Origin of the sequence: Paenibacillus amylolyticus (assembly GCF_050990605.1) — a bacterium.
Taxonomy (GTDB): Bacteria; Bacillota; Bacilli; order Paenibacillales; family Paenibacillaceae; genus Paenibacillus; species Paenibacillus amylolyticus_H.
The window spans coordinates 6,351,662-6,364,767 of record NZ_CP158832.1 but is presented as its reverse complement, the minus strand read 5'-3'; the positions used below and the strand labels follow the sequence as shown (position 1 = coordinate 6,364,767).

Genomic DNA, 13,106 nt, shown 5'->3' with positions numbered 1-13,106 from the left:
AAAGGAGGGTCATTGACCGCTCCTTTTAACATAATGCCAGATGTAACAAATCTCACAACCCAACTAGCCGCACACTAAACCAACTCTGTATATAGATCCTCCAAGGTGATGATCTCGGGCTGGCTCGGCAGCTCTCCCCCAGCCGAACATGCCGCAAGCATATGTCCATCATCCAGTCGCTGACTGAGAAAGTGATATGTCTCGGCCTGTTTGCAATGCCAATCCTTCCGCTCATCAGGTAGGATGGCGAAGGAGTCCAGTGGTATGGACAACCCCATACCCACTGCCTTGATATAACTTTCCTTCAGCGTCCATAGACGGTAGAAGGTCTCCAGCCGACGATCGTCAGGCTCGGCGGCCAAGAACTGGCTCTCCATCGGAGAGAAGAAACGCTCTGCAATCTGCAAGTCAATGGGTGCTATTTTCTCCACATCCACGCCCAGTTCATCTGTACTGCCGGAGATCAGAGCAATCCAATCACCAGAATGGGAGACGTTGAATTGTACGTCCGAATGGTGACTAAGCGAAGGTTTGCCGTAGGAATTACGGGTAAAAGAAAGCTCAGCAGGTTTCAGTCCAGTTAGCTTGCTCAAAGTCAGACGAGTCAATATCTCGCCCAGCACGGAGCGATAAGCGTCAGACTGACGCACAAAACGCGAAGCCTGAGCACGTCGCTCCGCAGAAACTTGCGACAGAAAATGGTTCCAGTACGCCTCGGGCAATACTTCTGGAACTTGAAGCACACGAATAGTTATCATCATTTATCACCTGAGTACGTATTCGGCGCGGATCAATAACTTTCCTTTATATGGAATGGACCTCCAATTGATCTATATACGGATGCCCCTTAACATGAAGGCAAGCCGGTTGTCTCTCTTTTCATGTTAAGGCCTCCGGTTCTGCATCTTCCTCTTCCTCTTCATGCTTCTTGCGCTTGTTTCCATTCCGTATGTGCAGCCTGCACACGATCCCACATGTTGCGGCATTCCTGTTCACTGTAATTCACCAAGGGTTCATGGAATATATCAGTTAATACGTTACGCCACTCGGTATAACTCTGAATTTCCGTTTTCCGAATTCCTTCGATATCATGTGTTCGCAGCATACATCCACGTAGTTCATTACTACGGTTCTCATCACGCTGACGAAGCAAAAATGCGTTATGCCAAGGTGATTCGGCCGCCCGACTGTAGAATTCATGTTTGGGAATGAACTCCCCCAGATCGTGGACTACCTCGGGAGCATAGTCGACTCCTTCACTTGGCCCATTCGGCTCGTACTCAAGCCGCCATCCTCCAGCAGCAACAGATGATGGCATCAATTGGTACGTGAACGGAGCTAAACCATAGGTTCCATAACGAAGTGGCAGAGGTTCAAAGGGCATTCCGCCCAGACCTACATCTACAATCCAGCGCTCAACTGTCTTGTCAGCATCCGGCAGAAGGACAGACAGACCGAGATGGAATGAGTTCACACGGGGTTGTTCCCCATGAGGCTGTACTCCCCCGCGATGCCAATCAACCGTATAACCCAGCGAGCGGAGAAGAACACTAAATGCACCATTTAGATGAAAGCAGTATCCACTGCGCCCCTGTAATATAAGCTGAATTGAATCTTGAAGACCGATTCCTGCAGGACGACCTGCAAAAATATCGACCGTTTGCCAGGATAAATATTGTACATGTGCTCGTTGGAGTTCAAATAAGAAATCTAGTGTAGGTTCCTTTATATCATCCATGCCGATCCGTTTCAGATAGGCCTGTATTTCAGTTGGATTTAGTGGTTCAATCATTCTGATCACCTCACGTAATATAGTGGACTACGGGCAATGGTTATAAAACTTCTGCTGCCCTGAGTTCATTGTATAAGTCATCGGCTGAAAACAACATTATCAATTGAGCAGATTGTAACGGTACAATTCATGGGATAGCCTATAAAATCATCTCAAGATAAACATGCTTTTGATGTCATTGAAATACAATATATGGATGAGCTATTTCTTTTTCTGGGGTATGCTAACCCTTTGGAGTGGATATAGGTTAGAATATAGATAGATAGCAGGATTAGGAGATGGAAAAATGGCTAATGATGAAGTGATTTTGACACAGGAAGGCTTGGAAAAGCTGGAGGACGAACTGAGGGATTTGAAGACGGTGAAGCGTAAGGAATTGGCTGAGCGTCTGAAACTCGCGATCAGTTACGGTGACCTGAAGGAAAATAGTGAGTATCATTCAGCCAAAGATGATCAGGCCTTTATGGAGACCCGGATTTTGATTCTGGAGAAGATGTTGACGAAAGCAAGAGTCATCTCTTCAGACAATATAGACTCCAACAAAGTGAGCATTGGATCGACGGTGTTGCTTAATGATATTGAGTTCGCCGAGAAGATTGAATATAAAGTGGTTGGCCCTGCCGAGGCCGATGTTGCGGATAATAAAATTTCGTACGAGAGCCCGCTAGGCAAGGAATTAATGGGTAAAGAAGTGGGCAGCGTCATTCATGTCAATGCTCCGATGGGCGTTATCAAGTACGAGTTACTTCAAATTAAAGTCTAATTCAAAAGAGAGGTGTTCCGCAGTCATCAATGTGGCTGAGGAGACCCCTCTTTTTTTATGATGGTTGGACGGCTGAACTTTATCACATACTGTTTTTATGGAACTTATGAGATAAAGATTTCTGTGTGTTTTTATATGTAAAAAAATAACATTTCGACAAATTTCGAATTTCGAATGACCTGACAAGGCGAGTAGTATATAATTACGGGAAAACTTTAAAGTGATGGAGTAGATACGATGAATTTTAATAAGCCTAATCTGGATCAAGACAATGCTGGCAAAGGAGAGCGCTTCTCTCAAGCTGGATTTATCCTGGCAGCCATTGGTAGCTCGGTTGGTCTGGGCAACATGTGGAAATTCCCGTACATTACGGGGGAGAATGGGGGAGCTGCGTTTTTCCTGCTCTTCATTGTCTGTTTGCTGCTCATCGGTCTGCCAGTGCTCCTGGCTGAACTTGCAATTGGTCGTAGTGGCAGAGGAAGCGCTGCAACTGCTTTTATCAAAGCAGGTGGACATAAAGGCTGGCTCGCAGCCGGATTGCTGCAAGTGTTGACGCCGTTTATCATCCTGTCCTTTTATGTCATTATTGCGGGCTGGACATTGCAATATGCACTTAAATCCTTTAGTGGAACGTTGTTTGCCAACCCGGATTATGCCGGACAATTCAATTCCTTCGTAGGTGGCTACATGCCCATTGTATGGCAACTGATATCCGTAATCATTGCGGGCTGGATTGTAGCCAAAGGCGTATCCAACGGGATTGAGAAGTTTAACAAGGTTCTGATTCCGGCGATGATGGTACTGCTGGTCATCCTGATGGTTCGGGCAATCACGTTACCAGGTGCAGGTGCGGGGGTTTCCTTTTTCCTGAATCCCGACTTCTCGCAGCTTACAACCGAATCCGCACTGGTAGCGCTTGGACATGCCTTCTTCTCCCTGTCCCTTGGTATGGGTATTCTTGTAACCTACGGTTCGTATGTGGATAAAAATCAATCCCTCGGAGCAGCAACCTTCGCCGTCGGTGCAGGTGACCTGATCTATGCATTCATTGCTGGTCTGATCATCTTCCCAACGACATTCTCGTTTGGTATTGCACCGGACCAAGGACCTTCACTGATCTTCGTGGCACTTCCGGCGGCTTTCTCGGCGATGCCACTTGGTTTCTTGTTTGGCGGACTGTTCTTCATCCTGTTGGCTATTGCGGCATTGACATCATCGGTATCCTTACTGGAGGTTCCGGTAAAATATTTCATGGAACGTTTGTCCTGGAGCCGAAGCCGTGCGGTATGGACTATTTCGCTGGCGGTCTTCATCGTGGGACTTCCTTCGGTATTGTCAATCGGCTTGCTGCCTGAATGGACGATTGGATCGAAGAGTGTGTTCGACTGGATGGACTTTGTGGCGTCCAACATCATGCTTCCTTTGGGTGGATTGCTCGTGACTATATTTGCCGGTTACTTCTGGAAAAAGGCTGCAGAAGCTTCCGGACTGAAAGCCGGATGGTTCCGGGTGTGGCTGTTCATGCTGCGTTACGTAGCTCCGATCCTGGTTCTGCTGGTTCTACTGCACACATCCGGTATCATTCACTTCTAATGGTGAAGCCCCGATAGGGTGATATATGGTCTGTTGTGTAGATTTACCATGGATAAAACCTCTTGGAAGAAATGCAAAAGCCCTTGTTTTCCCCCGTCAATTTTGGGACAATACGGAGTAGAGGTTTTTTGGGTAGGACCGATAAGCCATATGCTTTTTGCGAAAAGAGGATTATACAATGAACAAATCATCCATATATGGATTAACATTAGAGCAATTACGTTCCTGGCTGCCGGAGCATGGGCAGAAAAAATCCCGTGCATCCCGGATCTGGGAATGGTTATATCAAGAGCGGGTACACGATTTTCCTGCGATGTCCGATGTCCGTCAGGAATGTCTGGATGTACTTTCCGAGCATTTCACCATGAATTCTCTTAGCGAACATGTGAAGCAGGAATCGGCAGATGGTACCGTGAAATTTCTGCTTCGGATGCAGGACGGCAACCTGATTGAAACGGTATTAATGCGGCAAAAATACGGACTTACCGTCTGTGTGACCACACAAGTGGGCTGTAATATTGGATGTAGCTTCTGTGCGAGCGGTCTGATCAAGAAGAGCAGAGACCTGACCGCTGGAGAGATTGTGGAACAGATTATGCATGTGCAGCGATATCTGGATGCAGCGGGTCAAGACGAGCGAGTAACCAACGTGGTGGTGATGGGGATTGGCGAACCATTCGATAACTTCCAGCACATGAGTGATTTCATCGAAGTCATTAAGGATCGCAAAGGACTGGCACTTGCCGCCAAACGGATAACTGTGTCCACGAGTGGCCTTCCGGACAAAATCAAGGAATTTGCAGACAGCAGTCTGCAGGTTAACCTGGCGATCTCTCTGCATGCACCTAATAATGAACTGCGTACACACATCATGAAGATCAACCGGGCTTTCCCAATCGAGCAATTGATGGATGCGGTGGATTATTATTTGGCTACAACGAACAAACGCATCATGTTTGAGTACATCCTGCTACGTGATGTTAACGATCAGCGTGAGCATGCTGCGGAACTGGCTGAACTGTTGTCCAGTCGCAGAAGTATGGTCAGTGTGAATCTGATCCCATACAACCCGGTAGATGAGCACAGTCAGTATCAACGGAGTACAGAAGAATCGATTCTAGGCTTCTATGATACGCTCAAAAAAAACAACATCAACTCCACTGTACGTATGGAACATGGTACCGATATCGATGCTGCCTGCGGACAGTTGCGGAGTAAACAAATGAAGAACAACGTCGCCGAATCTGAGCCAGACCGTCTGGCATTGGGATAAGATACAACGCGGAGCTGGCAAGTAAAGTTAGGATACTTGGTTGCTCTAATAGGTGCTTATACGTGCCATTTACTGTTGTTGGGTCGCGAATGCGTTGCTGAATACAAAACGCCTCTGTATATCACTGAGAAGTGATAACGGAGGCGTTTTTTGGAATTTCATTATTTCAGTTTTTTGGTCATTAGCAGATGGGGAATGCCGTCTTCCATAAATACGTCCGACGCCGGCGCATATCCGAGACGTTCGTAGAACCCGGAAGCTTGTACCTGTGCGTGCAGCTTGGCTTTCTCAAGACCATCAGCAACAGCCATCTGCTCCAGCTTGTCGATCAGCACACGGCCCAGGCCGTGTTTACGGTAATCGAGCATGACACAGATCCGTTCTAATTTGGCGACCTGTTCCACAACGCGCAGTCTGGAGGAGGCAGCCGGTACACCATCTACGTAGAGCAGAATGTGGCGCGCCTCCGCGTCTAATGTATCATAAGCGTCGAATTCATCCACTGCTGGCACGCCTTGTTCTTCGACAAAAATAGCAGTACGAATGGCGAAGCAGGCATCGAGCAATTCCTGATTATTAACTTCTACAATCGTTGTATTCATGAATGTTTCTCCTTTGGGTGATCGTAATGTGATTCTGACGTGATAAACTGGTATATAACAGGAAGTTGGAACGAAATCTCGTTCTTTTCAACAGTAGTTATACCATCAGTTATGTTGCGAATGCAACAATTTTATAGGGGCGTGATTGTGTTGACTGAGAAAAAAGAAGTGCTGCGTGAAATTGGTATGATTGCCCGCTGTCTGGATTCAATCAGTAATGTCGAGTTTCAGCATCTGAACCTGTCCCGTGGGCAATATCTATATCTGTATCGAATCTGTGAGAATCCGGGTATTATTCCGAATCAGCTTGCTGAACTGATCAAAGTGGATCGCACGACGGCGGCCAGAGCGATTAGCAAACTTGAATCCGATGGGTTTATTGTCAAACAATCGGCAATAGATAATAAGAAGAACAAGTTGTTATATCCAACAGATGCAGGGCTTGAAGCGTGGCAATTTATTCGTAAAGAGGGCGTTCATTCCGATCAGGTGACATTGGACGGTTTGACGGATGAAGAGATCGAGACCGCGGTCATGCTTCTCCGTCGAATGCGCCATAATATCGAGGTGGACTGGAAATTTGTCAAAAAAGGTGGACGGCGATCCTACATGGATATTTCGGAATGAACAGAGGAACTATCCTTGACCGCTGCACCACAGACTCTAGCCGAACCTATCTAAAGGAGAAGAGCCATTATGCCCGGGACTCGAACGGATTGGGCGGTTCTGTGAAAAAGATGCATCATTCCATTGAATCCTACTTTATGGCATTGCAGCGTATTCCACTGTTTCTGTTTTTAGGTGCCCGGAAGTAGATAATGATAAAGCGTATAGATAAATAGATGAAACGGCTAAGTTATACTCAAAAAGCAGAAAGTTCTACACAGAAAACGGTGGATAACACTAGATATAGGAGTAAAAGGCCCGAAATCTATCCACATGTGGATAAGATGTTGGGCCTTTTACTGTTATGTTTCTACAATTATGCTATTTTGCTGTGTATAACCCCGCAATTATGAATCCGCCGCAGCTCTGACATAGACACGTTCTCCATGCCGATCAACTTCCACAGGTGCCTCGAAGAAGTCGCTAAGTACTTCGGTGTTCATCAGCTTGCTAGTTAATCCACTGTTAACTATTTCACCCCGGCGAAGCAGGAGACTGTGACTAAACACAGGCAATATTTCTTCCGTATGATGGGTGACATAGATGAGCGAAGGGGTGTCTGGACGCTGTGACAATTCACGAATGCTGTCCAGCAATCGCTCTCTTGAGAACAGATCCAGTCCATTGCAAGGCTCGTCCAGAATGAGTACGCGCGGATTGGACATGAGTGCTCGGGCAATAAGAAGTTTCTGTTTCTCGCCTTGAGAACAGGTACGATATTCGCGATCCCACAGGTGCTGACAGCCCAGCGTTTGCATCAATTCCTGTGCCTGATCCAGATCATCATCCGATAGCTTGTCGTACAAGCCAATGGTGGCATGTTTGCCGCTGATCACGACATACTGCGTGCGGTCTGTACCGTGCAATTTCTCTTGCAGAGATGAACTGACCCAGCCGATGGATTTGCGAAGCTGTCTCAGATCCACATCCCCATATTCATGACCTAGCACGGATATTTTGCCTTCGGTAGGCCAGAGATAACCGGTGATCATGTTCAGGAGTGTTGTTTTGCCGGAGCCATTCAGGCCAAGCAACGCCCAGTGTTCACCGTCATTAACCTGCCAGCTCACATCGTTCAGCAGGGTAAGAGGTCCCCTTTTCCAAGTGACATGCTGTACATCAATAATCATGCGTTATTCCTTCCTTCTGTTATCCTCAATTCTCCTAGGTGTATTGTAGTCACAAAATCAATGAGGTTTCAACGGTTATCACGCTGTTCTTGGTTTGTCCTTGCGCAGAACTACAGCACACACACCAAGCAGTGGCAAAAACGAACATAACTTGATAACAAACGCTACGCTCGTCACATCAATTAAGGAACCTAACACAACCGAGCCAAGTCCAGCCATGCCTAACGACAGGCCAAAAAAATAATCCGGATACCGTTCCAATATGACGAGGAAGCAATTCCTGTGCATAGACAATGATAACGCTGAAGCCGGACATAAGGATTAGTCCAATCATTCCGCATAACACCATGGACAAGACGGGTCCCGCATAAGGTGCAGTAGGGAGAACGGTGCAGTGGCCGCAATGGAGAACCAGATCATCGGTTTACGTCCTTTGTTACGTTTCAGCATGACACTGATTTTTGTTGTTGCCAAACATTGAAGACTTTGCTAAGATGGGAAAAAGTTTATGTAAGCGTATACATTTAGAAAAAATTACAACGTTGTAATTATGGTTCTGGTAATTATTTAAAAGACGGAACTATGGTGCAAGGAGGACCATTTCGAGCAATTATCTCGTTTTATGCAGCATAATATAGGTTGTTACAAAATGTTGATGGCATGAATAACAAATACGTCAGTGAAATAAAAATTTTTTTATTAAAAAATTCAAACGTTGTAATTATGTGACGAAGGGGAGTGCTTCACGTTGAAAAAACGCATGTCTACGCTGTTCAGCCTGATCAGACGAGATAAGTATTTACTGCTGATGTTTTCACCTATCTTCCTGTATTACCTCATCTTCATGTACCTTCCGATGCCTGGCGTGCTGTTGGCATTTCGCAATTTCCTGCCGGGGCAGGGCATGCTCAGCGGGGAATGGGTGGGACTGCGCTGGTTCGAACAGTTCGTGAATTCCATTTACTTCTGGCGACTGCTACGCAACACATTTTTACTCGCCTTTCTGCCACTCTTGTTCGGTTTCTCCATTCCGATTTTATTCGCTGTCTGCATTGTGGAGATCAAGAACCGAACATTCAAACGATTTGCCCAGACGGTTACCTACCTTCCTCACTTCATCTCCACTGTCGTTGTAGCCGGTATGATTATTAACTTCCTGTCACCAACAGACGGTATTGTGAACACCCTCATCGCGAGTCTTGGTTTGGAAAAAGTGAATTTCATGATGGATGCCAGCTGGTTCCGTACCATCTTCACAAGTTCCGACATCTGGCAGAGTTTTGGCTTCAGTTCCATCATCTACATTGCAGCCATTATGGGGATCGACCCCGAGATGTATGATTCCGGCAAAATCGACGGCGTCAACAAATTCCAGGAGCTATGGCACCTGACTCTTCCCAGTATCAAACCAACCATTGTCATTCTTCTGCTTCTGTCGCTTGGCGGCATTATGAGTGTAGGTTTCGAGAAAGTATATCTGCTCTACAATGGAGCCACTTACGAAACGGCGGATGTCCTATCCACTTATGTATACCGGATGGGGATTGAGGGCCAGAATTACGGCTTCGCCACAGCGGTCGGCCTGTTTAACTCCATTATTACCTTTGTCCTTGTGTTTGCTGCCAATTCCATGACCCGCCGCCTGACCAAGATGTCACTCTGGTAAGACTATAACCCGGACCAAAGGAGACCTGTATGCAAAAATCGAGAAGTGACCGTTTATTCTACGGAAGTGTCTATCTGCTGACCATACTGGCGGTTGTTGTCACGTTGTATCCCTTTCTGTACGTCATTAGCATTTCATTCAGCTCGGTGGATGCCATCGACAAACAAAAAGTGGTATTGTGGCCCGTTGGCTTTACCCTGTCAGGTTACCAAATGGTACTGCAATACAAGGAGTTATGGGTTTCGTTCTACAACACTCTCTGGTACACCGTGGTAGGCACACTGTTGAACATTGTGGCAACATGTCTTGCCGCGTTTCCATTATCCAGACAGCAATTTTTCTTACGTCGTAAGCTGAATTTTTTCATCGCTTTCACCATGTATTTCTCGGGTGGGCTCATTCCGGTCTACATGCTGATTACTTCGCTTGGGCTGTACAATACCCGCTGGGTCATGGTGCTGCCTGTGTTGGTCATTACGTTTAACGTCATGATCTGCCGCTCGGCGTTCGAAGGCATTCCGAATGAGATTTTTGAAAGTGCCAGTATCGACGGGGCCAATGAGATGACGATGCTGTATCGTCTGGCGGTTCCCATCATCAAGCCAACACTGGCTGTGCTCACGCTGTACTATGCAGTATTCCACTGGAACAACTTTTTCTCGGCCCTGTTATATCTGGGCAAACAGGATATGCAGCCCTTACAGATGTTCCTGCGAAGGGTGCTGATCATGGCTTCGCCGGAAGTGATGCAGAAGATGGGCGGTACGATGACATCCGGTGCGCTGGCCGTATCGACCCTGCAAGTTCGTTATGTATCCATTGTAGTCAGCATTCTGCCTATTGTTACGATCTACCCGTTTATCCAACGGTACTTTGTTAAGGGGATCACCCTCGGAGCCGTGAAAGGATAGCTTTACTTACTTAAGTGTCATGTCATTCAAGGGAGTTCAAAGTGGTTCATACCAAGGAGGAATGATGGATGAGATTTAAAGGGGCAGGAAGAAAAAGTGTAATGGCAGCGATACTGGCAATCAGCCTGGCGGGATGCAGCGGTGGAACAGGGGCGGGAACCGATGCGGGGAGCACCCCGTCCAGTTCGGAGCCAGCCTTCAATTATACCGGGGCAGGGCCGGTAACGGATCAACCGGATGCCAAGCTGTCTATTCTCGGTACCAACGCCTGGACGACCAACGTGGATCTGTCCACCGCAGCGATCGTTAAGAAAATCGAAGGTAATGCCGGTGTTACGGTGGATTGGGATCTCATTCCGCCGCAGAACTATGCGGATGCCGTAAATCCGAGGCTGGCTGCCGGTACCGGCTTGCCCGATATCGTGTATCTGCCGGATCAGGATCAGCTCATGAAGTACATCAATAGTGGCCTGTTTATCCCGATTGACGAGCTGGTGGAGAAGTACGGCGTGAATCTCAAAAAAATATATGAAAAGTCGCCTTCGGTCAAAGCCAGTTTAACGACGCCAGATGGTAAAATGTATTATGTCCCGCAGCAGACGCTCACCCGCAACTACATGCCGGTATTTATGGTCAATGTGCGCTGGCTTGATAAGCTTGGATTAAGCGAGCCGACCACGTTGGATGAGTTTACGGCGATGCTGCGCAAGTTCAAGACAGACGACCCGAACGGCAATGGGCAGGCCGATGAGATTCCGCTGTCCATGGAAGCAAAATTTGTTTCCATGGCCTTTGGCCCTGCATTTGGACTTGATCTGTCCAATCAGTTTTATGCAGACGATCAGGGCAAGGTGCATTTCAGCTATTATGAGCCGGCATACAAGGAGTACCTGACCTATCTGAATGGACTGTACAAGGAAGGTCTGCTTGGGGTAGATTATGCGAGTACCACGAGTGATCAGGTCACATCACGCATCTCTCAGGATGTAACCGGCGCAACGTTTAATTTCAGCTGGTACATGTCGATGGTCTACAGCCCGCTGTTCAAGGATTACAATCCGGAAGAGCCAATCATCAAAGGCATTCTGCCACTGAAAGGACCGCATGGCAATCAGTTCTACATCGGTCGTACTCCGGTTAGCGGCATCTTCGGTATCACGCGGGACAGCAAAAATCCGGAGCTCGCTTTCCGCTTCCTGGATTATGCAGTAAGTGAAGAGGCGCAGACGTATTATACGTGGGGCATCAAGGATGACACGTATAACGAAGAGAACGGCGTGAAGACATTTACGGACAAAGGCAAGGACAATGAATACATTCAGAAGCTCGGCATCGGTCCGGTGAATCTGCCGAACATTCAATCCACCGATTCTGCCGATTCTGTCGTAGCCCCTTGGCATGCAAAGATGGATAAGGAACTGGAGCCGTATGTCCGCGAACCGTTCCCGTTTGTTTATGCCCTGCCGGATGAAGCGAGCGTGGAGAGCATGGCGATGCCTGACATCACCACATATGTGGAAGAGATGAACTTCAAGTTTATTAGCGGTGATGCCAGTCTGGACCAGTTTGACAGTTATATTGAGACGTTGAAAAAGATGAATATAGAGCAGGTTATTGCGGGCAGACAGGCACAATATGATCGTTATCAGGCTGCACAGAAATAGGAAATAGGGTTTCAGGCGTATGAGAGGTGTTGATTGATTTTGATAACCATTAAAGATATTGCCAAACTGGCGGGGGTGAGCTATAGCACGGTATCCAAGGCGCTGAATGATGATCCCCGAATCAAACCGGCTACGAAGCAGAAGGTACTTGCGGTCGCGGAGAAACATCAATATCGGAAAAATATGCTGGCCCGGCAGCTCTCCACCGGCAGAAGCAATATCATTGGCTTTGTGCTGGATGAACTGAGCAATCCGTTATTCTCGAACATCTCCGGCCGTCTGCACACCGAGCTGAAGAAGCGGGGATATCAGATGATCCTGGTGGTGGCCGATGATGGCGTGGATGTCTTCAGCCAGCTGCGTGTGGACGGATGTATTCTGTGGGACTATGCCCTGGACAATCGGGATGTATTTTGGAAAAAGTTTGCAACACTCAACATGCCATGTTTTGTGCTGGGTACAGATGAATCGCCGAACTCTCCTTACATCAAGATTGATCGCAAAGAAGGGCTGTTCAAAGCAGTCGAGCATCTAAAATCGCTGGGCCACAGCCGAATCGGATTCATCGGCAACTCCCAGCATGTCAAGCTGGAGGGATACAGGGAAGCGTTGCAGCGTACAGGTTTGGCTTTTAACGAAGATCATGTGCTGCCAGCATATTCCTCCTGGGAAGACGGGTATTTTGCCATACGTAATCATACGTTTGGGCCGGAGTCGCCGACAGCTTTTATTGGGCTGAACAACCTGGTCACCCGAGGTGCACTTCGGGCTTTGCTTGAGGCTGGTTACAGCGTTCCGCGCGATATCTCGTTAATTGGGTATGATGATCTGCCGGATATGCAGTATGCCGAGGTAGCCTTGACGACGATCGGCCCGTCTCTGGATGAACTGGCCGTGCAGGCAGCAGAGCTCATCGTATCGTTGATTCGTGATGAACAGGTCGATGTTCCGGTAGTGATCCAACCCAAGTTGAACCTTCGCAATTCAACGGCAAAGTGTTAGTCATACATGTATTAGGTGGATACAACATTTAAGGAGGAATTGCT

13 protein-coding genes and 1 pseudogene are annotated in these 13,106 nt (G+C 47.4%); 9 read left to right on the top strand and 5 right to left on the bottom strand.

Translation table 11 applies throughout. The annotated features are described in order from the left end of the window. Window positions 1-74: 74 nt before the first annotated feature. Both ABTV53_RS28050 and ABTV53_RS28045 read right to left on the bottom strand, forming a co-directional pair. On the bottom strand, window positions 75-761 hold the full coding sequence (locus tag ABTV53_RS28050; protein ID WP_433748870.1) for a 4'-phosphopantetheinyl transferase family protein: 687 nt from the start codon (window positions 759-761) through the stop codon (window positions 75-77). Between the two features lie 158 nt (window positions 762-919). Then, the gene (locus ABTV53_RS28045; protein WP_433748868.1) at window positions 920-1,792 is read right to left on the bottom strand and encodes an arylamine N-acetyltransferase family protein; all 873 of its coding nucleotides are present in this window, start codon (window positions 1,790-1,792) and stop codon (window positions 920-922) included. A 286-nt stretch (window positions 1,793-2,078) separates the two neighbouring features. On the opposite strand from ABTV53_RS28045, the gene greA reads away from it, so the two are divergent. From greA to rlmN, 3 genes are all read left to right on the top strand, one after another. After that, window positions 2,079-2,555 (top strand): transcription elongation factor GreA, encoded by a 477-nt coding sequence (greA, locus tag ABTV53_RS28040; protein ID WP_062836673.1) that lies wholly within the window; start codon window positions 2,079-2,081, stop codon window positions 2,553-2,555. Between the two features lie 237 nt (window positions 2,556-2,792). Further along, a complete protein-coding gene (locus tag ABTV53_RS28035) occupies window positions 2,793-4,148 on the top strand; it encodes a sodium-dependent transporter (protein ID WP_433748865.1) in 1,356 nt (451 codons plus the stop codon). 178 nt (window positions 4,149-4,326) lie between these two features. After that, complete coding sequence (gene rlmN / locus ABTV53_RS28030; RefSeq protein WP_433748862.1) at window positions 4,327-5,421, top strand: 23S rRNA (adenine(2503)-C(2))-methyltransferase RlmN; 1,095 nt, start codon at window positions 4,327-4,329, stop codon at window positions 5,419-5,421. Between the two features lie 161 nt (window positions 5,422-5,582). Here rlmN and ABTV53_RS28025 read toward each other — a convergent pair whose 3' ends face one another. Next, the gene (locus tag ABTV53_RS28025; protein WP_433748859.1) at window positions 5,583-6,023 is read right to left on the bottom strand and encodes a GNAT family N-acetyltransferase; all 441 of its coding nucleotides are present in this window, start codon (window positions 6,021-6,023) and stop codon (window positions 5,583-5,585) included. Window positions 6,024-6,209: 186 nt separating this feature from the next. Here ABTV53_RS28025 and ABTV53_RS28020 point away from each other — a divergent pair, with 186 nt between their 5' ends. Further along, a complete protein-coding gene (locus tag ABTV53_RS28020) occupies window positions 6,210-6,650 on the top strand; it encodes a MarR family winged helix-turn-helix transcriptional regulator (RefSeq protein WP_433754359.1) in 441 nt (146 codons plus the stop codon). Beyond that, window positions 6,647-6,838, top strand: coding sequence for a hypothetical protein (locus ABTV53_RS28015; protein ID WP_433748856.1), 192 nt, complete (start codon window positions 6,647-6,649; stop codon window positions 6,836-6,838). Before ABTV53_RS28020 ends, ABTV53_RS28015 begins: the two co-directional genes overlap by 4 nt. 198 nt (window positions 6,839-7,036) lie before the next feature. Here ABTV53_RS28015 and ABTV53_RS28010 read toward each other — a convergent pair whose 3' ends face one another. Both ABTV53_RS28010 and ABTV53_RS28005 read right to left on the bottom strand, forming a co-directional pair. Continuing rightward, complete coding sequence (locus ABTV53_RS28010; protein ID WP_433748853.1) at window positions 7,037-7,819, bottom strand: ABC transporter ATP-binding protein; 783 nt, start codon at window positions 7,817-7,819, stop codon at window positions 7,037-7,039. Between the two features lie 78 nt (window positions 7,820-7,897). Continuing rightward, window positions 7,898-8,251 (bottom strand): annotated as a pseudogene (locus ABTV53_RS28005) (MFS transporter); the annotation flags it as partial. Between the two features lie 316 nt (window positions 8,252-8,567). Here ABTV53_RS28005 and ABTV53_RS28000 point away from each other — a divergent pair. The 4 genes from ABTV53_RS28000 (at window position 8,568) to ABTV53_RS27985 (ending at window position 13,062) form a co-directional block, all read left to right on the top strand. Continuing rightward, on the top strand, window positions 8,568-9,485 hold the full coding sequence (locus ABTV53_RS28000) for an ABC transporter permease (RefSeq protein WP_339238694.1): 918 nt from the start codon (window positions 8,568-8,570) through the stop codon (window positions 9,483-9,485). 29 nt (window positions 9,486-9,514) lie between these two features. Then, on the top strand, window positions 9,515-10,396 hold the full coding sequence (locus ABTV53_RS27995) for a carbohydrate ABC transporter permease (protein ID WP_253441921.1): 882 nt from the start codon (window positions 9,515-9,517) through the stop codon (window positions 10,394-10,396). A gap of 68 nt (window positions 10,397-10,464) precedes the next feature. Next, complete coding sequence (locus ABTV53_RS27990; RefSeq protein ID WP_433748851.1) at window positions 10,465-12,060, top strand: extracellular solute-binding protein; 1,596 nt, start codon at window positions 10,465-10,467, stop codon at window positions 12,058-12,060. Window positions 12,061-12,099: 39 nt separating this feature from the next. Next, complete coding sequence (locus ABTV53_RS27985; RefSeq protein WP_433748848.1) at window positions 12,100-13,062, top strand: LacI family DNA-binding transcriptional regulator; 963 nt, start codon at window positions 12,100-12,102, stop codon at window positions 13,060-13,062. The last annotated feature ends 44 nt before the right edge of the window (window positions 13,063-13,106 follow it).